Raw genomic sequence first — 22,495 nt, 5'->3', positions numbered from 1 at the left:
GAACGAGCGAAGGCTATGTTAGTACCAAGACACGGTAGGTCTCTCATGTCTGTTGTTTCACTCTCCCTCCTGGCATCCGCGCAGGAGGTTTTTGTATGAATGCCATCGATATTTCTAATGTTCACAAACATTACGGCAGCTTACATGTCCTGCGTGGGCTAACGCTCAGCATCCCCAAAGGGGAGTGTGTCATTTTGCTGGGGGCTAACGGCTGTGGTAAATCCACGCTGATGCGCTGCATTAACGGCTTAGCCCCTCACGATCAGGGCGATATTCGTATTTTCAACGAATCGCTTTCGCAGCTTTCCAAACCGCGTTTGCGCACGCTACGCCAAAAAATCGGCGTGGTTTTTCAGCAGTTCAACTTAGTCCAGAACGTCAGCGTGTTTCAAAACGTGCTGTATGGCGCACTGGGCCAGCAGCGTCTTGGCTTACTGTCGACACTCTCTTGCATCGCAAGTCACGAGCTTCGCGAGCGCGCCATGCAGTCACTCGACCGAGTGGGGTTGGCCCATAAGGCCCAGGCCAGCTGTCGTGAACTGTCTGGCGGTCAGCAGCAGCGCGTCGCCATTGCCAGAACGCTAATGCAGGACGCTCAAATCATCATTGCGGATGAACCCATCGCCAGCCTGGACCCAAAAGCGGGACGCGAGATTATGGACCTGCTGCTAGAGGTAGTGAGCGAACGTGGACTCACCGTGCTGTGTACGCTGCACCAGCTAGAGCTAGCGCAACAGTACGGCGACCGCATTGTGGGCATGAAAGCGGGCACCGTAGTGCTCGATACGCCTCGTGAGACGGCCACACTGAGCGATATGCAGGCGCTCTATCAAGGTGACACCCGCGTCGAACAAACGCCCTCTTCTTCCACAACCAGCCAACCGCTTAGGGCGATCTAATATGCCGTCGAAACTTCCCACCACCACCGGTCTGCCTCCCCGGTTTCGCCGCCCTTCCCTGTTTGTTTGGGGCATCAGCCTTGGCTTTTTAGCGCTGTTTATTCAGGGCGTCATGGCCACCAATGTCACACTAGAGCGTTTGATACGCGGGGCGACGAACCTAGGTCACTTTATGGGACGGGCTTTCCCACCGGATCTCAGCAATTTAGACGTACTGGCATGGTCGATGTATGAAACCCTCAACATTGCCATTGTCGGCGTAACGCTGGGCGTTATTCTCAGCGTGCCGTTTGCACTGCTGGCAGCGCGCAATACCTCCCCCGCGCCGTGGGTGCGCTCCATTACACGGCTCATGATAGCCACCATGCGCACTATTCCAGACCTTATCTGGGCACTGATCTTTGTCGTGGCGGTGGGGTTAGGACCAATGGCGGGCGTGCTCGCCATCGTGATGGATACGATTGGTTTTGCCGCCCGCTTTTTCTCAGAGCGGATTGAGGAAGTCCACCCCGGCCCCTCCGATGCGCTAACCGCTACCGGGGCCGGCAGGCTATCCGTGATTGGGGGTGCGATTTTGCCAGAAACCCTCGCATCGATGACGGCCACCAGCTTATACAGCGTCGAAAAAGCGCTGCGTTCTGCGGTCACGCTAGGGCTGGTGGGCGCAGGCGGCATTGGCGTCGAGCTCGCTGCCGCCATGCGGCTATTTAACTACGACCGCGCCCTCACCATTATTTTGGTGATCCTTGTTGTGGTGATTGGTTTTGAACAGCTCTCGTCGCAAATCCGCAAGCGCGTGATCTAAGCTACCGATAGGCGGTTATCTGGTGCGTTACCAAGGCAACTGTTCGCCATTGGAGTGCCAGAAGCCGCCGCTATTCTCTAAGTTGAGCGCTTTGATGCAGGCGGCGATGCCCGTCGCTGACTCCTGCGGGCTGATGTGTCCACCAAAGTTAACCATGCGGGTTTTTACATAGCCCGGATGCAGCTGCGCCACGGCGATGCCGCGAGGCTTGAGGTCGATGGCTAACGATTTACCAAAGGCGTTAAGCGCCGCTTTTGACGCACGATAGCCGTAGCGGCCACCTGAGTCGTTATCGGCCATAGAGCCCATCCGGCTAGTAATATTGGCGATTTTACTGCCCTTTTTCATCAGCGGCAGCAGCGCTTCGGATACTCGCAGCGGCGCATAGGCATTGATTTCCATCTGCTGGCGTAGGCTGTCGATCTCGATATCTCCCAACACATCATCGCGCAGCAGGCCCGCATTGTTGATCAACAGGTCAATGGTGTGCCCGACTAACGCTGCTTCAAGGCGCGCGATATCGTCGTCCTGGGTCACATCGATGCCTTCTATCACTTTGTCGGCGACACGCTCTAGCTCATCAGACGTTTGACGACACACGCCGATGACTTTCCATCCTTCCTGTTGATAATGCTCAGCAAGGGATAACCCTACGCCACGATTTGCGCCTGTAATCACAACGATGGAAGACATTATTTCTCCTTAAACACGCGATTAAATAATAAAACAGCATAACGCAAAAAGCCGATGTGTCATGAACACATCGGCAAAAACGATCTTACAAAGCTTAAAACATTAAGGAACCTAGGGCATGAATTAGCCCCAAACGATCACTTAGAAGTGATAACGCGCACCTACCGCGTAGTACATATCATCTTCGTAGCTTTCTACGGCATCTTCGTTGGCATCATTCAGCTCAACAAAAACATCGAAGTTGTTGGACAGGTCATAATGTGCAGCAGCGGCCCACGCATCACGGCTGTCGGAAACGTTGTCCAGCTCGATGTTGTAGTAATCGAGGTGGAAGGTCCATGCGCCGGTGGCGAAAGAACCGCCCAGACCAACGGTGTCAAAGCCACCGCCTAAGGTGTCGCTGTCACCGCGGGTTTCGTAACCCAAACGCGCTGAGAAAGCGTCGTTGATGGCGTATTCAGCGGTCGTACCCACGCGAGTTTCGCCGTTACCACCACCACGCACGGTGTCTTCTACGTAACCCAGTGCTAGGCGCAGCGGGCCAGTTGCGTAAGATACGCCACCTTGAGTCGCAATCACGCTACCTTCGCCGGACTGTGCCGCAATATCTACACCACGCTCAGAGAAGTGTTTAGCAGCAACGAAGGCCTGGAAGCCATTCATATCAGGCGTCATGTACGCCAAAGAGTCGCCACGCGCCTGCAAGCCACCGCCAGCGAATTCATAGCCACGCTCAACGTAAACGTCGAACACGCCCATTACTTCGCCGTCGTAGAAGCTGTCAAAGTTACCAGCGGTGAAGGTACCGAACTGCTCACTATCTAGACCGATGTAGCTGTTACGTACTTCATCAAAACCGGACGCTTGGTTGCGCTCATCGCCAGTAAAACGCCACTCAACGCGAGCAAACGCGCGCAGGTCGGACGTGATCTGATGACCAGCGGTAACGCGAAGACGAGAGCCAAAGTTACGGAACTCTTCACCATTATCGACGCCATCTTTTGCGCCGCCGCCTTCAATACCCATGGCGATACGGCCATAAAGATCCAGCGTGGTGCCGTCTTGGTCATATACCATCGCGGCTTGGGCAGCAGAAGCACCGAGTAAACCACTAACGGCCAGAGCAAGTGTCGTTTTCTTAAACATGATTGATCCCTATAAAGTAGCCAGTGCTTGTGATCAGCACTTATTAAGCTAAAGTAAAACTTTAAGTCAGTATGATTGCGCGTTGCGAAGGCACAATGGAGGCGTTGGCTGCCTCGTCACTGGCTACCCTAGAGGAGTTATATGTCATTCTTCTTAAAGTTTTATTTTTTTGCTTAATCTTTTATAAAAAATAGATTAAACAAAAGTGCCTTATGTTTTTAACATTTATCTGTTAGAGAAAAGTTATTCTTAACAATAAATAAATATAGAAACGCTCTTTTGGGGCGCCGGTGTTGCAAACACAGCTGTCATCGCTTGTTCACTTGCCTGACTCGGCAGTGTCATTGTGTCTGCGCATCATGGAAGAAAACGTGATAAAGGGATGCATCGCTCATGCGACTTTGTATCGTTAGCGAAACATGGTCACCAGAAATTAACGGCGTTGCCCATACGCTCAACCGTGTGTGCCGTGAATTGCAGCGTCTGGGAGTCACAGTGGATGTGATTCGCCCAACGCCAAAAGCACCTGGTCATGCCACTGGCGTGGATCAGGAATTACAGGTTAATCGCTGCTCGCTGCCCGGCTATCGTGATGTACAGGTGGGCTTTGCAAGACCCGCCACCCTGCGTCGTTTTTGGCAGCAGCATCGGCCCGATGTGATTTATCTTGCTACTCAAGGACCGCTTGGCTGGGCGGCCCGACATGCGGCTAAGCAGCTTGCGCTTCCCTTAGTAGCGGGCTGGCATACCAATTTCGATCACTACTGCCATGATTATGGCGTCTCTTGGCTCGCCACAGCGACTCGCCGCTACTTGCGCTATTTCCATAATGGCTGCGCGCTCACGCTGGTGCCTACCCAACAACAGGCGGCCGTGCTGCGTCAGCAGGGTATTCATGATGTACAGGTACTCTCTCGAGGCATCGATGGCGACAAGTTCTCACCGGCCCACCGTGATGCCGAACTGCGTAAACAGTGGGGAGTGAGCGAGCACCAGCCAGTCGCCCTCTACGTGGGGCGATTAGCTCCCGAAAAAAACCTCGCTTTACTACAAGAAACCCTACAAGCCATGCGTGACGTGCGTCCTGATATGGCCCTCGTGGTCGTCGGCGACGGTCCAGGTCGGGCGCAGCTAGAAAAAGCACTGCCTGATGCGCACTTTACTGGCTTCGTCGACAAGCAGGCGCTCGCCAAGTACTACGCCAGTGCCGATATGTTTGTGTTTCCTTCGCTGTCGGAAACCTGGGGCAATGTCGTCACGGAGGCCATGGCCAGTGGGCTTGCCGTCGTGGCGTATCGTCATGCGGCCAGCGCAGAGCTGATTCAAAGTGGCCATAACGGCATCACCGTAGCACCCAACGATGCCCTGGCATTTCAACAGGCCGCCATCGCGCTGTGCCAACACCCCGCCGAATACGCACGAATAGGAAGAATTGCCCGTTTACGTGCCCTGGAACAGAGCTGGTCGGGCATCGCTGAGCAATTTCTGCGCTACCTAAACTATGCCCAGGAGGCCAACCATGCGAGCTCGCCCGCTTGTCGTATTCGATCGTCTTGACCTGTGGGAGTGGCAGTTTTGCCAACGGGTCACGCACCTCTCGCTGTACCGCCCCTGGCGACTAGCGCTACAAACGGCTAGCAAACTGGGCGACTGGCCCGTTTGGGTGCTGCTGATTGCGGCCCAGCCATGGCTGCAACCGGATGGCATGTGGCGAATCATGCAGTACACGTTAATCGCTCTTGTCGCGGTGACGGTATACAAGCTGGTGAAAACCAAACTGTGCCGGGAGCGCCCCTTTATTACTTATTTAGGTGGCGTACACTGCGGTGAACCCGCCCGAGACCGCTATAGCTTCCCCAGCGGACACACCATGCATGCTGTCATGTTTAGCGTGCTCGTGGCTGCTCACACGCCTTGGTTACTGCCTATTGTGCTACCGCTTAGCCTGTTGATTGCGATTTCTCGGGTGGGCCTGGGCTTGCACTATGTAAGCGATGTACTGGTCGGCGGCGTGATGGGCTATGGATTTGCCTTGCTAAGCCTGTATTGGATGGGATAACCGTTTCCCACCGATCTACTACGTCCACAGGCCACTGCCACCACAATGCAAAAAGCCACCCTAAAAAGAGTGGCTTTTATTTATTGATCGTAGGGTTAAATATTCGCGTTACATATCTGGCGGCATATCGTCTCGATCATCCACCGCGGCCATAAACGATGTTTTGAACATCATATAAACCCCGACCCCAGAAAACCCCAGAAACAGGACGAACATGCCCAACATCAGTACCATCGCCATAACGCTTGTCCCTGAAAGTGTGCGGCTGCTGCGTTGACGTCTTCTAACCGCTGAATTTTGGTTTAACCAAAAGGATAGACCAAAACCCCACTCTCATCTGTACAAGCACTATGCAAAACACTGTCAATATATAAAAAACACATAAAAAACAGCTACTTGACCACAAAAAAACGACGCAAAAAAACCACCTCACTAAAGCAAGATGGCTGTTTTGCATCGCTGCCGTTCCCTGGCGATGATGATCAACACGTCCTGTGTTGATAAGAGTGAGCAGGCTGAATGTCCTTTCACATCCTTGATGCTTACTGGGCGTCCTGCCCTCCTTGTGTTGCCTGTCAGCCTGCTCACGCTGTTAACTCATAGTGTTTATTAGTGACGGGTGATGCTGACTTCATGTTGCATATCTAAGATATTGCAGGCTTTGAGCCAATCATGCCAAAAACATTTATAAATTAAACAATAACAATTACTTAAAATATAAAAAGACGGCCAGCATAACGCTTTTTGATGCTAGCAACGGCTAAATATTATGTATAAAACTGACACATGCGACAAAATCACACGGCCCCTCAGCTCACTAACACGATACGCGTGAGTAAAACGTGACCGATAGCCACGCTTTGCAGTAGCAGCCAATGCCAACAACGCTTATGTTACTCAACAGACCATTACGCCCTTGCAGGCATATTTAGGCACGAGGAAAACTCGATGAAACGTACGATCGCACTTGGCGCCCTACTATTAGCAACGCTGCTGTTAATGAGCGGCTGCAATACCATTCGCGGCATGGGCCAAGATATTGAACAGGGTGGCGAAGCCATTCAGCGTTCGGCGGATTAACCATGATGATGACCGTCTACCTATCACATGGCTTGGAAAGTGGCCCCGGTGCGCTAAAAGTGCAGGCATTAAAGGGCATCGCCGAACAGTTGGATGACTGTGAGCCGGTCGTCATGGATTACCGGGGCATGCACGAGCCAGCCGAGCGACTGGCTCACCTCCAGCAGACGCTCCTGGCCCGCGGCGATGATCCCGCCTGCTGTGTCCTGGCGGGTTCCAGCCTGGGCGGCTGGCTCAGTGCATCTGTGAGTGCCCAAACGCCGGTACTAGGCTGCTTTTTACTCGCCCCTGCCCTTGGCTTGCCTGAATACCCAGAAACATCCCCCACGATTCAGGCACAACACACGCATATCATTCACGGTTGGCAGGACGACGTGGTGCCACCAGGCCCAGTCATTGAGCGCGCTCGCGTACAGCGTCTATCACTCAGAATGATAGATGACGACCACCGCCTGCATAACAGCCTGGATACGATTCTGGCTGATTTCAGCCGCTTTTTGGCGCAGTGCGCAGAGACAACACATAAAGACACTTAAAAAAGCGCGACAAAGAGTCGACATTACTCACTCATACCTATACAAATGGTATACACACAAAAGGAGAGTGCTCATGTTTGGACTATTTAATCGCGACCCCGCCAAAAAGCTCCAGCAAGCGTATGAACGCAAACTCCAGGCGGCGATGGAAGCTTCCCGTAACGGCGATATGCGTGCCAACGCCACGCTGACCGAAGAAGCGGAGGCGATTCTGGCCGAGATTAACCAGATCAAAGCTCAGAAGCGCTAGCCATATGCGCCTAAGGCTGGTGCTCACACCGCTGATCATGGCGTTTGTTACCGGGCACGCCTATGGCGATTGCCCGCAGCCGGGGCAGTGGTGGCAAGCAGGCAACAGCGTGGCCTCGCCAACACTGCTTGCCCAGGCCGCTCAGCAGCAAGTGGTCTTACTTGGGGAGCAGCACGACGCCATTGACCACCACCGCTGGCAACTGCATACCTTGGCGGGCCTTCATGCGCTTCGAGAAGAGATGGTCATTGGGTTAGAGATGCTGCCCAGGAGCGCACAGCCTGTATTGGATCAATGGGTAGCAGGCCAGCTTACCGAGGAAGCGTTACTCACTGAGAGCCACTGGGAAGAAGCCTGGGGGTTTGATGCCGAGCTGTATCTACCCATTTTTCACTTTGCACGACTACAGCAGATACCGCTGGTCGCGCTCAACATTTCCCCTGAACTACGCCAGCAGCTCTCACAACAGGGCTTTGAACGCGTACCCGCCGAACAGCGCCACGAGATTCCCCCGCCGCTGCCCGCCAGCGCTGAGTACCAAACGCGGTTAAAAGAGGTGTTTGAACAGCATGCCATGGGGCAAGAGAACCCTGAAATGCTGGCACGCTTTACCCAAGCGCAGCTGACCTGGGATATCGCCATGGCCCACGGCCTGGCAGACGCGGCAAAAGAGGGCGCGTTAGCCGTTGGCTTAATGGGCCTTGGCCACGTCATCTACGGCCACGGTGTGGAACACCAGCTAGAAGGGCTGGGGATTGAACACACCGTCAGCCTGCTGCCATGGGAGCAGGCCGAGTGCAGCCTGCCAGACCCAGCGCTTGCCGATGCTGTCTTTGTCCTCCCCGCTTCTATTGAATGAGCACACTAGGCGTCGTCTGCAGCTAATGCAGGTAACAGCGTTTTGAGCTTACGGGTTAACGTATTGCGCCCCCAGCCTAGCAGCTCCGCTGCCTCACCTTTGCGCCCACCGGTATGTTTGAGGGCGGTTTCAATCAGAATACGCTCAAAATCAGGTACTGCCTCTTCCAGAAGGTGAGTATGGCCTTCTGCCAGGGCGTGGTCGGCCCAATCACGAAACGCAGAGCGCCAATCACCGTGAACGCTGCTTTCCGACGCTCCCACTGTGCGCAGTTCGGGCGGCAGGTCCTCTACGAGAATTTCCCTTCCTGAGGCCATTACCGTTAGCCAGCGGCAAATATTCTCTAACTGGCGCACGTTACCGGGCCAAGGCAGCCGCGTTAAATGCGACTCTGCTTCTGCCGTCAGCACTTTGATATCGGTGGTGAGCTCTTTGGCCGCCTCGGCCAAGAAGTGGCGAGTGAGCCGAGGAATATCTTCGCGGCGCTCAGCAAGGCGCGGGAGATACACACGAATGACGTTCAGGCGGTGAAACAAGTCTTCACGAAAGCGGCCATCGTCCACTAAGGATTCAAGGTTTTGGTGCGTGGCCGCAATAATACGCACGTCCACTTTCACCGGCGTGTGACCGCCCACGCGGTAAAACTCGCCGTCGGCCAGCACCCGCAGCAGACGGGTTTGCGTCTCGGAGGGCATATCGCCGATTTCATCTAAAAACAGCGTGCCACCGTTGGCTTGCTCAAAGCGCCCCTGGCGCTGCTGGGCCGCGCCGGTAAACGCGCCTTTCTCATGACCAAACAGCTCGGATTCGATCAAATCGCGTGGAATCGCCGCCATATTCAGCGCAATAAACGGCTTGCCCGAGCGAGGGCTGTGCTGATGCAGCGCCTGGGCCACTCGCTCTTTACCCGTACCCGATTCGCCGTTAATCAGCACCGTAATATGCGAATGGGAGAGCCGCCCAATGGCGCGAAAGACTTCCTGCATGGCCGGGGCTTCGCCGATGATTTCGGCGCTCAAGCCCTCAGGCACGCTCACCGGCCGCTGGCGTTCACGGGCATGAGCCACCGCGCGGCGTACCAGCGCCAGCGCCTCATCCACATCAAACGGTTTGGGTAAGTACTCAAACGCCCCGCCCTGATAAGAGGCCACGGCGCTGTCTAAATCAGAGTGCGCGGTCATCACAATGACCGGCAGGTCTGGGTGGGCTTCACGCACCCGCGACATTAAATCCAGCCCATCAATTCCCGGCATACGAATATCGGTGACCAGCACATCCGGCGGGTTTTCTAACAGCCTGGGTAGCGCTACATCCGCACGCTCAATACATTCGACATCCAGGTCTGGCTGAGCCAGCGCGCGCTCCAACACCCAGCGGATAGCGCGGTCATCATCGACAATAACCACCCGTGCAACATCGGTACGTGTCGCCTCAGTCATGACGCTTCTCCGGTGCAATTAATAACCAATGGAATCAGTAAACGAAATTCGGTGTGTCCGGGTCGTGAGTCGCATTCGATCAATCCTTGATGTTGGTGCAAAATTGACTGAGCAATCGACAGCCCCAAACCGCTGCCTTCCGCGCGGCCAGACACCATCGGGTAAAAAAGAGTTTCACGCAGCGCCTCTGGAATGCCTGGGCCGTTATCAATCACGCCCACTTCGCTCACCAGCCGGTGCCGCTCGGCGCCCAGAGTGAACTGGCGGCGGGCACGGGTGCGCAGAATCAGCTCCGGCGAGGGGGTCTCTGCATCGCTCATGGCCTGCACTGCGTTACGCGCCACGTTCAACACCGCTTGAATCATCTGAGATTCGTCACCGGAAAGGTCCGGCAGGCTGGGGTCGTAATCACGGCTGACGGTGACATGGGGGTGCTCGGCAATCAGTAGCGCTCGCACCCGCTCCAGCACTTTATGAATATTGACCGGCTCGTGCTTAATGATGCGATTCGGCCCTAGCATGGAGTCCACCAAGTCCCGCAGCCGATCAACTTCTTCGACGATGATATGGGTGAATTCCCGTAGGGCCGGGTCGTCTAGGTCCCGCTCCAGCAGCTGTGCTGCGCCGCGAATTCCGCCCAGCGGGTTCTTCACCTCATGAGCTAACCCTCGCGCTAGCACCTTAATGGTCTCTTGACGGGTGGTCAGGGCTTCTTCTCGCGAGATCTGCATCAAACGATCACGGGGTTCCACTTCCAACAGCAGCTCATCCGCCGAAAGCGGTGTCACCGTGTAGTCAACGGTCAAGGGCTCACTGTTCAGCGGGGTAATACGCGCTTCTCGCTGGGTATAGGGATGAAACGCATCGCGGGCTTTAGCTAGCACTTCGTCAATGCTTTCATCGCCGCCCAGCAGGGTATCTAAACTGATGCCCTGCACGCGGCTGAAACTTACTGCCAGCAGCGCTTCCGCCGCTGGGTTCATCCAGCGGACGCGGAGTTCACCGTCGAGCAGTAGAACTGCAGTGGTGAGGTGTTCAAGTAAGCGCTGATACATGGCGTGTCCTAAAACGTCGCTATGATAAATACGAAGCCGCACTGATCAATAGAAAGAGTGGTATTAGAGGAGGAACTGCAAAAAGCGCGCCAATTCGGCGCAAACCGCGATTTGCACGGCTTATGGGCAGGGCACGGGGAGAGCACGACCCTTTATAGCGCAATCGCCCGTCAACACGACCGCCTTAATGCACCATTGTAGTGCACTATGTTATTCGGCAATAAAAATAGTCACCGGATCAGTGCGGTGCTGCACTCGCCCCTGGTTGTCTAATAGCTCAGCCTGCAACCGATGCTGACCCGCCGAGAGGCCAGCAAGCCAGAAGGCATCGCTATGCAGAGCGGATTGGCTAAGCTCGCCATTCACCAGCAGTTGAATTTGGTGGTCGTCTCGCAGTGGCGGCACCACATGCACTTCCACCGGCGTCATACCGCCATGCACGGAAGCACCGCTAGCGGGATTCGCAATCGTAAAACGGTCATAAGGCATAAACGGCTGCCCCGGCCTGCCCAGGCTGCGCGGTGCCGCTGTGGAAGGGCGCGACGCCGATGGCATGCTGGGCAACGGTGCCAGCGTAATGGCATCCCCACCCCGCTCAGGGTTATCGGTAAACGTCACGTTGCCCTGCTCATCCACCACGCGATACACCGTTTGCGACTGGGCTACGCTTACCCACAGGCACAGTAGAAGCACCGCCGCTGTGGATAAGCCTATTCTGTGTTGCAAACGTCGTCTGCTCATCATTACTAGCCCCTGAGTCTTCGCTTCCATAAAAAAACCCCGCCGAGGCGGGGTTTTCTGGCTAATCACACCGCAAGGGTGATTTTAGCACCGTCATTAAAGACCGTTCTTAGCAAGAGTAGTACATGTCGAACTCGATCGGGTGAGTCGTCATGCGAATACGCTCAACGTCTTCCATCTTCAGTTCGATGTAGGCATCGATCATATCGTCGGTGAACACGCCACCTTCGGTCAGGAACGCACGGTCAGCGTCGAGTGCTTCCAGCGCTTGATCCAGGCTGTTGGCAACGGTCGGTACGGACTTGCCTTCTTCCGGCGGCAGGTCGTACAGGTTCTTATCCATGGCATCGCCAGGGTGGATCTTGTTCTTGATACCGTCGATACCCGCCATCAGCATCGCTGCAAACGCCAGATAGGGGTTGGCAGTCGGATCAGGGAAGCGAGTCTCTACACGCTTGCCTTTCGGGCTAGCGGTGTAAGGAATACGGATAGAAGCAGAACGGTTACGGGCACTGTAGGCCAGCATGACCGGTGCTTCGAAGCCCGGTACCAGACGCTTGTACGAGTTGGTAGAGGCGTTGGTGAAGGCGTTCAGGGCACGAGCGTGCTTGATGATACCGCCAATGTAGTACAGCGCCATTTCAGACAGGCCCGCGTACTCGTCGCCAGCAAACTGGTTCTGACCATCTTTCCAGAACGACTGGTGTACGTGCATACCAGAACCGTTGTCGCCTACCAGCGGCTTCGGCATGAAGGTAGCGGTTTTGCCGTAAGCGTGTGCCACGTTGTGGATCACGTACTTCATTTCCTGAACTTCGTCAGCTTTCTTCACCAGCGTATTGAATTTAACGCCGATTTCGTTCTGACCTGCGTTAGCTACTTCGTGGTGGTGTACTTCCACGGTTTGGCCAATCGCTTCCAGAGTGTTACACATCGCGCCACGGATATCGTGGAAGCTATCAACCGGCGGAACCGGGAAGTAGCCGCCTTTCAGGCGCGGACGGTGACCCAGGTTACCGCCTTCTACTGTACTGTCAGTTGCCCAAGCGCCTTCATCAGACGTGATTTTGTACATAGAGCCCTGGATGTCGGACTTCCAATGTACTTCGTCAAAGATGAAGAATTCCGGCTCTGGGCCAAAGAAAGCGGTGTCGCCCAGACCGGTAGACTGCAGGTAAGCTTCTGCACGCTTAGCGATAGAACGCGGGTCGCGATCGTAGCCTTGCATAGTAGCCGGCTCGATAATGTCGCAACGCAGAATCAGGGTAGCGTCTTCGGTGAAGGGGTCCAGGAAGCCGGTGCCGTCTTCCGGACGCAGGATCATGTCAGACTCGTTGATGCCCTTCCAACCATTAATGGAGGAACCATCAAACATTTGACCGTTTTCAAAAAACTCTTCATTCACGTCGCGTGCCGGTACGGTGACGTGCTGCTCTTTACCGCGCGTGTCGGTGAAACGCAGATCTACCCACTTAACATCATGTTCTTCGATTAGCGCGAGAGTCTTGGCTGACATAGTGTCCTCCGATATGAGCGTGGCTTAAAGCGTGTAACTGTAAGCTATCGATAAAAGTGTTATTCAACAAATCGTTCAACACGCAGCTGCATGTGGCGCGTTTGTCTTTTTTGTTCGCTAGACGTTTGCTTGACGATAGATAACAAATCGCTCAGCGATCATTTCAGACCGGCTATCGTTGTAGCACGCCGCGAGGCTTCTGCCTACGACTCGCTAGCCGCTGTAAAACTGTTTGCAAAACTGCCTGCAAATCACTTGAAAAACAAAAGCACATACCGTGCCAACCCTGCACCATAATGGGATTAAAAAATATCAAGGCATTGTTTTATAACTATAAAAATCATACTGAGTCGTGCTTCGTAATGCAGCAAAGGGGCATAAAAAGCGTGGAGACCATCATTCTTTTTCACTGATCGCACATAATTGGTGCATAAAATATCCATATCGCACCAAAAATGATCATAAAAAAATAAATATCCGCCATTGCCGTTAAAAACTTTCTCTTGCTACACAAAGAAACCCACATCTACAATAAATTACAATCAGATAGGTTTCATAACAAAAGGAAGCCGCGTGCATGGGTACGGTTTGCTTTATCGTAGATGCTTCAGTGACAGGAGCCTTGCTACCGCGCCACTTACGCTCTATCCGCCGGTCTGGTCTGGCTGACCACATGGTGCCCATCATTGTGACTTGCTCACAGACAGACGAGCGGCTCACCGACCTTGAACAGCGCTATCACGCCCACTGCCTCGTCACGCCCTCTCACACGCTGGGTGCCCGACTCAATCAGGCGGCGTATGTCAGCCAAGCGGAGTGGCTGCTGATTGCACTACATAAAAAACCTATGGCAGCGCAGCTGTACTTACTCTACCCCCAGCTTAATAGCGCGATGGACGCACTGTTAATCAACGCCGCCGCCCCGCGACTGTCAGAACGGCTACTGCTGCACTTTCTCAGTTCTGCCGTCACGGTACCGCCCTATATCGCCATTCGCCGGGAATGGCTTGAGCGCATTGGTGGCTTTGATCCAGAGTTGGATGAGCCTGCCCTGCTCGACTTCTTGCAGCGCCTATACGCCTGCCCTACGCGGCTAAAATCCTTAAGCGGTGAATCGCTTGGCCTTGCACGAGGGTCGCCAGACGGCACTTCCCCTACTCACTCGCTATAGCGTCTACGCTCCTTCCTGCTTTTCCCTTGCCTCTGCTCTTTGTAAAACGTCGACTCCGCTGTCACTACTTACTGCTTGCTACTTACTGAAACCTAAGAGCTGAGAGCTGATGACGATTTGCATCCCTCAGACCTTTAAACGCTTACCAAACAGCATCGCGCCTAGCGTAGTGGTATTGGCCGCCTTGTTGAGCAAAATCGACCCAACGCTACCGACTACGATCAGCAACAGCGCATACGCTACCAGCGGAAGAGCGTTGATGCCCACCAACGTATCGGTCAAGGTGAAAAACATCGGGTGTGCGAGGTAAATTCCGAACGAGTAGGCATTGATATAGCGCACCCAGCCAGGGGCTCGACGCCCTTTTAAGCCGCGCATCAACGCCAGTGTGAACAGCACGAAAAACGGAATGACCCACACTTCTTTGGAGGAGAACGCCAGCCAGTGGGCAAAGGTGGCCAGCACGATGAAACAGACAAACAGCGCAAGCCAGCGGGGCTGGGAGAGGGTTTGCAGCCATAGGGGGCGCTCAATCAACGTTTCGGAAGGCGTTAACGGGTAGTAGCGCACCAACACCAGCGCTAAGAAAAACAGGTACACCCAGCCTAGTGGTGCGATCCACAATAAATAGCCCGGCGGCTCAATCTCGAACCAATACGCGAATCCCCAGTACGCCATGCTTACCACACAGGCCGCACACAGCCACGTTACGGGGTGAAAGCGCCACAGCTGCCAGCGGGTGTAGGCCCAGTAGGCGGCATAAAACTGCATAGCGATGATCAAAAAATAGCCATGCCAACCCGCATAAACAAAATAGGCTTTTGCGTTTTCCCAAAAGCCTATGGCGTTATCACTATCGGCCAACTGCCACCACTGGGCAGTGGAGTAGATCAACCCATACACCAAATAGGGCAGCATGACGTACTTCAGCCGCTGCAGCAGAAAACCCGGTGGCACCTCCTTGTCATAGCGAACGGCAAACACAAACACGGAGATAAACAGAAACACCGGCGTGCCCAGCACCAGGGGAATCCGCATCAAATCGGTCACCACGTTATCCACCCGCTGATTCAGATGGTCCAGCCAGTGAAATAAAAATACGGCCACACAGCCGTAAGCACGCAGCCAGTAAATCTCCTCTATTTTCTGCATTAACCCTCCCACCCAACCACTGCTGCTAGGCTTAGATATAGGCTTACGTGAATGAACACCTCGGCTTACAGCGTTGTCCGACCATTCAAACGCCGGTAAATTCCTGGAGGCTTTATGCTCAAAAAACCGACCCTTGCGCGTTGTAAACGCTGGGCAGGCTATGTGGTTGGCTTCTTTGGTTGGCTAACGCTGAGCAGCCTTACGTTTGCTGGCGAGGTATCCCGCGAGCAATTCTTCTCGCCCACACTGGGTTACGATTACCCCTACACCGTGTATTTACCCGAGGGGTATGACAAACAAGCGTCAGCGCCCTACCCGGTGATTTACCTGCTGCACGGCTCTTTTGGTAACGAGCTGGACTGGGCCACGCGGGGCAACCTGCCTCAAACCGCCGACCGACTCATCGAGGCCGGGCATTTGCCACCCGCAGTGTTTGTAATGCCCGGTAGCCGAAGCTGGTGGGTAGATGGGCACAACGAAGCGGCTCACAGCGCCTTTTTTAACGACCTGCTGCCGCATATCGAAGCCACCTACCACGTGGGAACAACCCGCCAGCTGCGCGGCGTGGCGGGGCTCTCAGCGGGTGGTTATGGCGCACTCAACTTCGCCCTAGAGCGGCCCGACATGTTCGCTGCAGCGGCCGCGCTTAGCCCGGCCAGTTACGCCCCCACACCGCCAGAAAACTCCTCCGCTATGCGGCACCCAGCGTTTTTAAATAAGCAGGGGGAGTTTGATCAAGCGCTCTGGGAGCAGCTGAATTACACAGCGCACTTAGAGAGCTACCGCTTACAGGTCACGCCACGCCCTCACGCTGAGCATAGCGACACCCCGCCCGTACCGCTTTACATTAGCGCCGGACGAAGTGATGTGTACGATGCAGAGTTTCATGCACGCCTGCTGCGTCAATCCATGGAGCGTATTCAACCGGGGCAAGTGCGCCTAGACCTGTACCCTGGCGGGCACACATGGCGGGTATGGCGAGCCAGCTTACCCGCCGCTTTGAACTTTATGTTTCAGTACGTAGGCGAAACCTCGGCAACGCCTGCGGCAGATGAAGGAGCGTAAAGCACCGCTCGATTGCGTCCCTCAGCTTTGGCCTGATACATCGCTTGGTCGGCACAGTGAATCAACGTGGCTTCTTCACCCGCATGCAGCGGAAAGAGCGCCACACCAATACTGGCTGACACACAGACATCCGCCACCGTTAATGCAAACGGCTCTGCCAAGGCATGGCAGAGCTGTTGAGCGACTGCCAGCGCTTCCTCTTTCGTAACAGGGCCGTCTAACAGCGCCACAAACTCATCGCCGCCAATACGGCCGACCATATCGGTGCCGCGTAACCGAAGCCGCATACGTTGGGCCGCCTCTTTGAGCAGCTGATCACCCACGCCGTGCCCCCAGCGGTCATTCACCGGCTTAAAGTGATCTAAATCGATAAAAAGCAGCGCTAGCTGGCCATTTTTCCGCAGCGCCTTCGCCAGCGCCCGCCCCAACTCGTCAAAAAACATCGCCCTGTTGGGCAAGTCGGTCAACGTATCGTGCTGAGCTAAGTGCAGCACGCGCTGCTCCATCTCCCGGCGGGGAGTAATATCGTGAGAAATCCCTAAAAAGCTCGTGACGTTCCCCTGCTCATCGACCAGCGGCGCACCGTTGGTAAAGTGCCAGCGCCACTCACCGTTGGCATGCTTTACGCGATACTCAATCAACCCCTGCGGCTCGGCGGTGTGGTACACCTTGGCGATATAGCGGCGGCACGCCTCTAAGTCTTCTGGGTGCAGCACAAAGCTCATGTTACGCCCTAATACCTCGTGCACTTCATGCCCTAAAATGCGTGGCCAGTTCGGCGATATATAGGTCATGGTGCCGTCTGCGCTCAGCGTATAAATAATATCGTTGGCCTGTTCGACCAACTGACGGAACCGCTGCTCGCTGGACTTTAACGCCGACTCTAAGGCCTTACGCTGGGTGATATCGTTGGCATAGCCTGTCCATACTATGCTGCCATCCGGCTCACGGTGGGGGTGATCGTTCGCTTCTACCCACAGCATCTCACCGTTGCGGTGAAACATCCGGAACTCTTGCTTCCAAGGCGTTAACGTTCGCGCGCTCTCCAGCGAGCTTTCAATGACCGCATCGCGATCCCCTGGGTGAATGTTGGCCAGCAGCGCCTGAGCATCGTCCAGGGCCTCATCGACCCGAATGCCAAACAGTTCCACCACGCGCTGCCCCACATAGGTGTAGCGCCACGTGCCCTCTAGCGAGTAGTGCAACTGATAAATAAAGCCCGGCAGTTGCGACAGCAACGCATCCAACGACTCCCCAAACGGCAGCGCCTGCTGAAAAAGTGACCCGCAGACCGCGCGGTACTCTCCTTCAATCACAGGAGACAGCTGCAGCTGCCAGCTGCGTGGCGACTCCCCCCAAGCCACCATCAGCTCCTGCGCCGCCTGCTGCTGATCGCAGGCTTGAACGGCGGCCAAAACGTTGCTGGCATCTAACGGAAAGCAGCTCGCCAGGGCCAGTTCACTGTTGTCAGCGGCCCAGCCCACCACGCGCCGAAAAGCCGCGTTCGCATATACATTCATCGCACCAGGAGCTGAACGTTCAACCACAAACAGCGGTGTGCCCGACTGCTCAAATAGCGCACGGTACGGATGCATCGCCACCTCCCCCCAGGTTCCCTTAAACAAGTAAGTTAAGCGCACAGGTAAAGGCTGTCTATGAACATTGGCCGAGTTCCGCCAACGCACACTACACTGAAAGCGCTTGCTTATTTTCTAACGGCTTATGTAAGGACACTGACCATGCATCAACACGTTGAATGGGACGACCCCGGCAGCGCCAGCGTCGCCGCCCACTTTAAAAACGACCCCGACCACACGCCCCCCTACCCCGGCGCGATCCTTTCCGCCCGCTACCAGGGCCGCATTGTGCGGGTCGAAGTCGAAACCTACCGAGAGGAAGATGCCGTCAGCATCGGCCGCGTTGCCGCCATTCTCGACCAGCACGGCCACCGTTTTAAGTCGCACCAGAAACTCAACGTAGGCGATATTGTCCGCCTCCCCGACGACAAACGCGCCATGGAACGCTGGGTAGAGGATGAGGAGAAGGAGTAACCAAAGCGTCGCCAGACAGACTCTTGGAATCACTGGTGGCGATAGGCATGGCATGGGAGTTCGTACCTGCCCATCCTCAAGCAGCACTGGGTCGCTCAAGCCATACGCCCTTGCCGTGCTACGATTAACGCTTTCATATCGATTACTTTGGGGCTCATCCATGCAGTTACGTCAACGTTTACGAGCGGGCTTAGCGGCGGGGGCGGTGCTGTTGGTGTCGCTGCCTGTTCAGGCACAAACCAGGGCGGATTGGGCGGCTTACGATGAGGTATTTGAGCGTGGGGCGCAGCACGCGCAGTGGTGGGATGCGGGTTGGACGGGCATCTATGCCGCCAGCCTTGCGTATGATGCTTACCAGTCCAGTGAAGCCAGCGACCCGGACGACCGTTTTGACGCCCGCGTTGGGGTCGTGAAATCCGCCTTAGCGCTGGGTGGTATGCTCACCGACCGCCAGCCGCATCAGGCGGCGCTGGTAGAGTACGAGCGCCTTAAAGCGCAGGGCGAATTAAGCGGCGTGCAAGCCTTGGGGTTGCAGCTGGCCCAGGCAGAGCGCGAGCGCCGGGGATGGAAAGCGCGGGTTAGCTCGCTGGTGGTGAACACGGTGGCAGGCGCTGTGATTGCGGCTGACGGTCGCGAGCGCGATGGTGCCATCAACTTTGCGACGGGCATGCTGATTAATGAACTGCAAATTTGGACGCAGCCGAACCAAGCCACCAGCGCGATCAACCGCTTTCAGCCCGCCCGCGTTTCGTTTGGCCCTCTCACACTGGAAGGTGAATACGCGCTGATGGTGTCGCCCCAACAGATTGGCGCTACCTGGCGCTATTAAACCGCCTTTACCTCCGCCATTTGCCTGCCCCTCACCGTGCCCGCTGTTGTTAGCCCTTTCGTCATTCGACTGACGGGGCACTTTTTACGTTGCTCAACGATTAGCGCGCTTACCGTTGTCAGCACGCTGTGAGCGCGTAAAATATCCGCCACTTTTTTTGGTTTCACCAAATGTTATGTTATAACTTATTTATTCGTTAGCGAGGTCGCTCGATGAGTGAGCATATGCATCGTCATAACAAGGAAGGTCCTTGTCATTTTTCGTTGATGTCGCTGTCGGCCACTAAGCGGCTGGGCTTTGTCGCGCTACCGCTGTTTGCCCTGTGGGGGCTGGTGGTGTGGGCAGGCGGGTGGCCGCTATGAGCGAGCGTTCCTCTTCGCGCTTGCAGTTGCACGACCTGCACTTGGCCCAGGGCCGCCGCACGGTGCTAGAGCATGTGGATGGCGATATTAAACCCGGCGCGATTACCGCATTAATTGGCGCGAACGGTGCCGGTAAAAGCACGCTGATTCAGGCCATTATGGGTGAACTGCGGCCGATTAGCGGCAAGGTGGTGTGTACGGTGGATAAAGCCCGCCGTGCCTGGCTGCCCCAGCAGCTGGCGTTAGACCTCACCTTCCCCATGAGCGTGGAAGAGCTGGTCATGACCGGCAGTTGGCCAAGCCACGGGGCCATGAAAGGCTACTGTGCCGCCCATTACCGTAAGGGCCGCGAGATTATGGCGCGCCTGGGGATTTCGCACTTGGCTCACCGCCCGCTGGGCGAGCTTTCCGGCGGCCAGCGCCAGCGGGCGCTGATTGGCCGCACGCTGATGCAGGAAGCGGAGCTGCTGCTGTTGGATGAGCCGTTTGCCAACGTGGATAGCGACACCGTCGATATTTTGATTCGCATTTTGCGCCAGATGGCCGACGAGGGCGTCACGATCATTATTGTGCTGCACGATATGGACCACCTGCGCCGCTTGGCGGATGAGGTGTTGATGCTGAATGGCGGCCATGGCCGTTGGGTCGCTCCCAGCGCGCTCAACCACCAGCATGCCCCGGCCCAAGTGGTGCCGTTTACCTTAGGAGGCCGTCATGCTGGCACTGCTTGATGCATGGTTCATTGCACCGTTTGATTACGGCTTTATGCGCCGTGCCGTGGTCGGCGGGCTTGCCCTTTCACTGGCCGCACCGCCGCTGGGGGTGTTTTTGGTGCTACGCGGCATGAGCCTGATTGGCGATGCCATGGCCCACGCGATTTTACCCGGCGTGGCGCTGGGCTTTTTGCTGGCGGGCTTTTCGCTGCCGGTGATGAGCGTGGGCGGCGTGCTGTTTGGGGTGATGGTGGCCTTGCTGGCGGGGGCGGTCTCAAAGATGGGCGGCCAGCGGGAAGATGCGGCCATGGCGAGCTTTTTTATTATTTCGTTGGCCGCTGGGGTGATGCTTATCTCGATGGGTGGCAGCAGTGTAGATTTAACCCACGTGCTGTTTGGCTCCATTTTGGCGATTAACTCTACCGCGCTGCTGCTGATCGCCTCGATCAGCACGCTGATTGTGATCACCCTGGCAATTATTTTCCGCGCCCTGGTGGTGGAGTGTTTAGACCCGCTGTTTTTACGCGGCCAAAGTAGTCGTAGCGGTTGGGTACACAGCGTCTTTTTAGGGCTGCTGGTGCTGAACTTAACGGCCGGCTTCCAAACCCTGGGCACGCTGATGGCCGTTGGCTTAATGATGCTGCCCGCTACGGCGGCACGGTTTTGGAGCAAGCGGTTAGAAGGCTTGATCGGGATTGCCGTGGTGTTAGCAATGATGGCCAGCACCGGCGGGCTGCTGCTGTCGTTTCATTTAGACACGCCCTCAGGCCCCAGCATTATTTTGCTGGCCGGGGTGGCGTATTTACTCTCGGCGCTGTTTGGCCGTTACCACAGCTTGGCCGCTAAGTTACGACGCAAAACCACGCCTTTGGCGCTGGAGCAGTCGCACTAGCGGGTTGATGTTCATACGGTTATTTCTTAAATCAGGAGCATGTTATGTCGCTTTTCTCTTCATCGCGTTGGCTGGTGGGCGTTTCGGCCATGTTGGCACTGCCTGCCGCCATGGCGAACGAGCGGGTGCAGGTTGTCACCAGCTTTTCTATCTTGGCGGACATGGTAGAGAACGTCGGTGGAGAGCATGTGGCAGTCAGCTCCCTGGTGGGCCCTGATGGCGATGCCCACGTTTTCTCCCCCAGCCCTGGCGATGCCCGTGCGCTAGCCGGGGCTGACTTAGTGGTCTTCAACGGTTTGCTGTTTGAGGGCTGGATGGAGCGGCTGATTGACTCCAGCGACTACAGCGGCCCGATGGTCACCGCCACCGACGGCCTTTCTCCGCGCGCTTTTGCAGCGCATAGCGATGATGAGCACGGTCACGATGCGCATGAGCATCATGACGAGCACGAGCATGAAGAGCACGGCCACGACGAGCATGCCGGAGACGACCATAGCGATCACGATCATGGCGATGACGACCCTCACGCTTGGCAGGACCTGCAGCAGGCCAAGGTTTACGTCACCAATATTCGTGATGGCTTGATCGAGGCGGATAGCGCCAATGCGCAGAGCTACCAAGCCAACGCCGAGCGCTACTTGGCGGAGTTGGATAGCGTTGATGCCGAGATTCGTGAGCTGCTCAGCGAGATTCCTGCGTCGGCCAGTGTGATCACCGGGCACGATTCGTTTGGCTATTTCTCAAGCGCCTACGGCGTCAATTTCCTCTCGCCGGTCGGGCTCTCTACCGAAGCCGACCCCAGCGGCGCCAGCATGGCGGCTCTGGTGGATGTGATTGAGCAGGAGAATGTGCAGGCGCTGTTCCACGAGAACATGACCAACCAAGCGATCATTACGCAGCTAGCGGAAGAGACTGGCCTGCCTATTGCAGGCACCCTTTACGCGGATGCGCTGGCCAGTGAAGGCGATGCCAGTACGTACCTGGGCATGATGCGCCACAATGCGCAGGTGCTGCATGACGCCCTGGCAGCACCAGGCCATGATGATCATGGCCATAGCCACTGATCCATACCGTGAAGCGCAAAATACCGCCGGAAGGCGGTATTTCAGACTGCTGACAAAGCCCTGGCCCTTCGGCCAGGGTTTTGCTTTGATAAGCGTATCGTTTTTAGTGGTGGCCGAT

Annotated in this window: 25 protein-coding genes; 16 read left to right on the top strand and 9 right to left on the bottom strand. The window is 55.8% G+C overall.

Annotation, left to right across the window (positions count from 1 at the left end; translation table 11 throughout):
* Positions 1–95: 95 nt before the first annotated feature.
* Positions 96–899, top strand: a complete 804-nt coding sequence (gene phnC, locus R0J87_RS07250) for a phosphonate ABC transporter ATP-binding protein (RefSeq protein ID WP_498885294.1) — start codon at positions 96–98, stop codon at positions 897–899.
* 1 nt (position 900) lies between these two features.
* Positions 901–1,704, top strand: a complete 804-nt coding sequence (gene phnE / locus R0J87_RS07245) for a phosphonate ABC transporter, permease protein PhnE (protein ID WP_498885293.1) — start codon at positions 901–903, stop codon at positions 1,702–1,704.
* Positions 1,705–1,731: 27 nt separating this feature from the next.
* Here phnE and R0J87_RS07240 read toward each other — a convergent pair whose 3' ends face one another.
* Together R0J87_RS07240 and R0J87_RS07235 are read right to left on the bottom strand one after the other, a co-directional pair.
* Positions 1,732–2,397, bottom strand: a complete 666-nt coding sequence (locus R0J87_RS07240; protein WP_498885292.1) for an SDR family oxidoreductase — start codon at positions 2,395–2,397, stop codon at positions 1,732–1,734.
* A gap of 141 nt (positions 2,398–2,538) precedes the next feature.
* Positions 2,539–3,543 (bottom strand): porin, encoded by a 1,005-nt coding sequence (locus R0J87_RS07235; RefSeq protein WP_498885291.1) that lies wholly within the window; start codon positions 3,541–3,543, stop codon positions 2,539–2,541.
* A 393-nt stretch (positions 3,544–3,936) separates the two neighbouring features.
* Between R0J87_RS07235 and R0J87_RS07230 the strand changes: the two genes are divergently transcribed.
* Positions 3,937–5,100 carry a glycosyltransferase family 4 protein gene (locus R0J87_RS07230; protein ID WP_498885289.1) on the top strand — a complete coding sequence of 388 codons (1,164 nt, stop codon included), beginning with the start codon at positions 3,937–3,939 and terminating at the stop codon, positions 5,098–5,100.
* The gene (locus R0J87_RS07225) at positions 5,063–5,602 is read left to right on the top strand and encodes a phosphatase PAP2 family protein (RefSeq protein WP_498885287.1); all 540 of its coding nucleotides are present in this window, start codon (positions 5,063–5,065) and stop codon (positions 5,600–5,602) included. The genes R0J87_RS07230 and R0J87_RS07225 overlap by 38 nt, the downstream gene beginning before the upstream one ends.
* 108 nt (positions 5,603–5,710) lie before the next feature.
* Here R0J87_RS07225 and R0J87_RS07220 read toward each other — a convergent pair whose 3' ends face one another.
* Positions 5,711–5,842: a hypothetical protein gene (locus tag R0J87_RS07220; RefSeq protein WP_311065849.1), complete on the bottom strand. Its 132-nt coding sequence runs from the start codon at positions 5,840–5,842 to the stop codon at positions 5,711–5,713.
* Positions 5,843–6,550: 708 nt separating this feature from the next.
* Here R0J87_RS07220 and R0J87_RS07215 point away from each other — a divergent pair.
* From R0J87_RS07215 to R0J87_RS07200, 4 genes are all read left to right on the top strand, one after another.
* On the top strand, positions 6,551–6,682 hold the full coding sequence (locus R0J87_RS07215; RefSeq protein WP_404344555.1) for an entericidin A/B family lipoprotein: 132 nt from the start codon (positions 6,551–6,553) through the stop codon (positions 6,680–6,682).
* A gap of 5 nt (positions 6,683–6,687) precedes the next feature.
* The gene (locus tag R0J87_RS07210) at positions 6,688–7,218 is read left to right on the top strand and encodes a YqiA/YcfP family alpha/beta fold hydrolase (RefSeq protein ID WP_404345957.1); all 531 of its coding nucleotides are present in this window, start codon (positions 6,688–6,690) and stop codon (positions 7,216–7,218) included.
* A gap of 73 nt (positions 7,219–7,291) precedes the next feature.
* Positions 7,292–7,468, top strand: coding sequence for a DUF6435 family protein (locus R0J87_RS07205; RefSeq protein WP_404344554.1), 177 nt, complete (start codon positions 7,292–7,294; stop codon positions 7,466–7,468).
* 4 nt (positions 7,469–7,472) lie between these two features.
* Positions 7,473–8,327, top strand: a complete 855-nt coding sequence (locus R0J87_RS07200; RefSeq protein WP_498885284.1) for a ChaN family lipoprotein — start codon at positions 7,473–7,475, stop codon at positions 8,325–8,327.
* A gap of 5 nt (positions 8,328–8,332) precedes the next feature.
* Here the strand turns inward: R0J87_RS07200 and ntrC are convergent, their stop codons facing one another.
* The 4 genes from ntrC to glnA all read right to left on the bottom strand — a co-directional run bounded on the left by ntrC (position 8,333) and on the right by glnA (position 13,078).
* Positions 8,333–9,766 carry a nitrogen regulation protein NR(I) gene (ntrC, locus tag R0J87_RS07195; protein ID WP_498885283.1) on the bottom strand — a complete coding sequence of 478 codons (1,434 nt, stop codon included), beginning with the start codon at positions 9,764–9,766 and terminating at the stop codon, positions 8,333–8,335.
* On the bottom strand, positions 9,763–10,821 hold the full coding sequence (gene glnL, locus R0J87_RS07190) for a nitrogen regulation protein NR(II) (protein ID WP_404344551.1): 1,059 nt from the start codon (positions 10,819–10,821) through the stop codon (positions 9,763–9,765). Before glnL ends, ntrC begins: the two co-directional genes overlap by 4 nt.
* 210 nt (positions 10,822–11,031) lie before the next feature.
* Complete coding sequence (locus R0J87_RS07185) at positions 11,032–11,565, bottom strand: DUF4124 domain-containing protein (protein WP_498885281.1); 534 nt, start codon at positions 11,563–11,565, stop codon at positions 11,032–11,034.
* 106 nt (positions 11,566–11,671) lie between these two features.
* Positions 11,672–13,078 (bottom strand): glutamate--ammonia ligase, encoded by a 1,407-nt coding sequence (gene glnA, locus R0J87_RS07180; RefSeq protein ID WP_498885279.1) that lies wholly within the window; start codon positions 13,076–13,078, stop codon positions 11,672–11,674.
* Positions 13,079–13,655: 577 nt separating this feature from the next.
* Between glnA and R0J87_RS07175 the strand changes: the two genes are divergently transcribed.
* Positions 13,656–14,249, top strand: a complete 594-nt coding sequence (locus tag R0J87_RS07175) for a glycosyltransferase family protein (protein WP_498885277.1) — start codon at positions 13,656–13,658, stop codon at positions 14,247–14,249.
* A gap of 126 nt (positions 14,250–14,375) precedes the next feature.
* On the opposite strand, the gene R0J87_RS07170 is transcribed toward R0J87_RS07175, so the two are convergent.
* Positions 14,376–15,401, bottom strand: a complete 1,026-nt coding sequence (locus tag R0J87_RS07170; protein ID WP_498885276.1) for an acyltransferase family protein — start codon at positions 15,399–15,401, stop codon at positions 14,376–14,378.
* A 114-nt stretch (positions 15,402–15,515) separates the two neighbouring features.
* Here R0J87_RS07170 and R0J87_RS07165 point away from each other — a divergent pair, with 114 nt between their 5' ends.
* Positions 15,516–16,466 carry an alpha/beta hydrolase gene (locus tag R0J87_RS07165; RefSeq protein WP_498885275.1) on the top strand — a complete coding sequence of 317 codons (951 nt, stop codon included), beginning with the start codon at positions 15,516–15,518 and terminating at the stop codon, positions 16,464–16,466.
* On the opposite strand, the gene R0J87_RS07160 is transcribed toward R0J87_RS07165, so the two are convergent.
* Positions 16,415–18,061: a diguanylate cyclase domain-containing protein gene (locus R0J87_RS07160; protein ID WP_498885273.1), complete on the bottom strand. Its 1,647-nt coding sequence runs from the start codon at positions 18,059–18,061 to the stop codon at positions 16,415–16,417. The genes R0J87_RS07165 and R0J87_RS07160 overlap by 52 nt on opposite strands.
* A 144-nt stretch (positions 18,062–18,205) precedes the next feature.
* Between R0J87_RS07160 and R0J87_RS07155 the strand changes: the two genes are divergently transcribed.
* The 6 genes from R0J87_RS07155 to R0J87_RS07130 all read left to right on the top strand — a co-directional run bounded on the left by R0J87_RS07155 (position 18,206) and on the right by R0J87_RS07130 (position 22,377).
* Positions 18,206–18,517 (top strand): hypothetical protein, encoded by a 312-nt coding sequence (locus R0J87_RS07155; protein WP_498885271.1) that lies wholly within the window; start codon positions 18,206–18,208, stop codon positions 18,515–18,517.
* A 160-nt stretch (positions 18,518–18,677) separates the two neighbouring features.
* Entirely contained in the window at positions 18,678–19,346 is a 669-nt protein-coding gene (locus R0J87_RS07150) for a hypothetical protein (RefSeq protein WP_498885270.1), read from the top strand.
* Between the two features lie 212 nt (positions 19,347–19,558).
* The gene (locus R0J87_RS07145; RefSeq protein WP_404464822.1) at positions 19,559–19,708 is read left to right on the top strand and encodes a hypothetical protein; all 150 of its coding nucleotides are present in this window, start codon (positions 19,559–19,561) and stop codon (positions 19,706–19,708) included.
* Positions 19,705–20,439 (top strand): metal ABC transporter ATP-binding protein, encoded by a 735-nt coding sequence (locus R0J87_RS07140; RefSeq protein WP_054640913.1) that lies wholly within the window; start codon positions 19,705–19,707, stop codon positions 20,437–20,439. The genes R0J87_RS07145 and R0J87_RS07140 overlap by 4 nt, the downstream gene beginning before the upstream one ends.
* Positions 20,423–21,313 (top strand): metal ABC transporter permease, encoded by an 891-nt coding sequence (locus R0J87_RS07135; protein ID WP_498885269.1) that lies wholly within the window; start codon positions 20,423–20,425, stop codon positions 21,311–21,313. The genes R0J87_RS07140 and R0J87_RS07135 overlap by 17 nt, the downstream gene beginning before the upstream one ends.
* A 44-nt stretch (positions 21,314–21,357) precedes the next feature.
* On the top strand, positions 21,358–22,377 hold the full coding sequence (locus tag R0J87_RS07130; protein WP_498885268.1) for a metal ABC transporter solute-binding protein, Zn/Mn family: 1,020 nt from the start codon (positions 21,358–21,360) through the stop codon (positions 22,375–22,377).
* The last annotated feature ends 118 nt before the right edge of the window (positions 22,378–22,495 follow it).

It is taken from the genome of Halomonas sp. SIMBA_159, from assembly GCF_046536035.1.
In the GTDB taxonomy this organism is placed as follows: Bacteria; Pseudomonadota; Gammaproteobacteria; order Pseudomonadales; family Halomonadaceae; genus Vreelandella; species Vreelandella venusta_A.
The sequence above is the reverse complement of the archived record's forward strand: the minus strand, read 5'-3'. Positions and strand labels throughout refer to the sequence as shown.

What these genes read in the sequence shown, in the direction of transcription:
- R0J87_RS07230 (WP_498885289.1), top strand. Translation starts at nt 3,937, where the DNA reads ATGCGACTTTGTATCGTTAGCGAAACATGGTCACCAGAAATTAACGGC.
- R0J87_RS07130 (WP_498885268.1), top strand. Translation starts at nt 21,358, where the DNA reads ATGTCGCTTTTCTCTTCATCGCGTTGGCTGGTGGGCGTTTCGGCCATG.
- R0J87_RS07210 (WP_404345957.1), top strand. Translation starts at nt 6,688, where the DNA reads ATGATGACCGTCTACCTATCACATGGCTTGGAAAGTGGCCCCGGTGCG.
- R0J87_RS07135 (WP_498885269.1), top strand. Translation starts at nt 20,423, where the DNA reads ATGCTGGCACTGCTTGATGCATGGTTCATTGCACCGTTTGATTACGGC.
- R0J87_RS07185 (WP_498885281.1), bottom strand. Translation starts at nt 11,565, where the DNA reads ATGATGAGCAGACGACGTTTGCAACACAGAATAGGCTTATCCACAGCG.
- R0J87_RS07205 (WP_404344554.1), top strand. Translation starts at nt 7,292, where the DNA reads ATGTTTGGACTATTTAATCGCGACCCCGCCAAAAAGCTCCAGCAAGCG.
- R0J87_RS07145 (WP_404464822.1), top strand. Translation starts at nt 19,559, where the DNA reads ATGAGTGAGCATATGCATCGTCATAACAAGGAAGGTCCTTGTCATTTT.
- glnA (WP_498885279.1), bottom strand. Translation starts at nt 13,078, where the DNA reads ATGTCAGCCAAGACTCTCGCGCTAATCGAAGAACATGATGTTAAGTGG.
- R0J87_RS07160 (WP_498885273.1), bottom strand. Translation starts at nt 18,061, where the DNA reads ATGCATCCGTACCGTGCGCTATTTGAGCAGTCGGGCACACCGCTGTTT.
- R0J87_RS07240 (WP_498885292.1), bottom strand. Translation starts at nt 2,397, where the DNA reads ATGTCTTCCATCGTTGTGATTACAGGCGCAAATCGTGGCGTAGGGTTA.
- R0J87_RS07225 (WP_498885287.1), top strand. Translation starts at nt 5,063, where the DNA reads ATGCGAGCTCGCCCGCTTGTCGTATTCGATCGTCTTGACCTGTGGGAG.
- R0J87_RS07140 (WP_054640913.1), top strand. Translation starts at nt 19,705, where the DNA reads ATGAGCGAGCGTTCCTCTTCGCGCTTGCAGTTGCACGACCTGCACTTG.
- R0J87_RS07220 (WP_311065849.1), bottom strand. Translation starts at nt 5,842, where the DNA reads ATGGCGATGGTACTGATGTTGGGCATGTTCGTCCTGTTTCTGGGGTTT.
- R0J87_RS07200 (WP_498885284.1), top strand. Translation starts at nt 7,473, where the DNA reads ATGCGCCTAAGGCTGGTGCTCACACCGCTGATCATGGCGTTTGTTACC.
- phnC (WP_498885294.1), top strand. Translation starts at nt 96, where the DNA reads ATGAATGCCATCGATATTTCTAATGTTCACAAACATTACGGCAGCTTA.
- R0J87_RS07175 (WP_498885277.1), top strand. Translation starts at nt 13,656, where the DNA reads ATGGGTACGGTTTGCTTTATCGTAGATGCTTCAGTGACAGGAGCCTTG.
- R0J87_RS07165 (WP_498885275.1), top strand. Translation starts at nt 15,516, where the DNA reads ATGCTCAAAAAACCGACCCTTGCGCGTTGTAAACGCTGGGCAGGCTAT.
- R0J87_RS07235 (WP_498885291.1), bottom strand. Translation starts at nt 3,543, where the DNA reads ATGTTTAAGAAAACGACACTTGCTCTGGCCGTTAGTGGTTTACTCGGT.
- R0J87_RS07215 (WP_404344555.1), top strand. Translation starts at nt 6,551, where the DNA reads ATGAAACGTACGATCGCACTTGGCGCCCTACTATTAGCAACGCTGCTG.
- R0J87_RS07170 (WP_498885276.1), bottom strand. Translation starts at nt 15,401, where the DNA reads ATGCAGAAAATAGAGGAGATTTACTGGCTGCGTGCTTACGGCTGTGTG.
- R0J87_RS07150 (WP_498885270.1), top strand. Translation starts at nt 18,678, where the DNA reads ATGCAGTTACGTCAACGTTTACGAGCGGGCTTAGCGGCGGGGGCGGTG.
- ntrC (WP_498885283.1), bottom strand. Translation starts at nt 9,766, where the DNA reads ATGACTGAGGCGACACGTACCGATGTTGCACGGGTGGTTATTGTCGAT.
- phnE (WP_498885293.1), top strand. Translation starts at nt 901, where the DNA reads ATGCCGTCGAAACTTCCCACCACCACCGGTCTGCCTCCCCGGTTTCGC.
- R0J87_RS07155 (WP_498885271.1), top strand. Translation starts at nt 18,206, where the DNA reads ATGCATCAACACGTTGAATGGGACGACCCCGGCAGCGCCAGCGTCGCC.
- glnL (WP_404344551.1), bottom strand. Translation starts at nt 10,821, where the DNA reads ATGTATCAGCGCTTACTTGAACACCTCACCACTGCAGTTCTACTGCTC.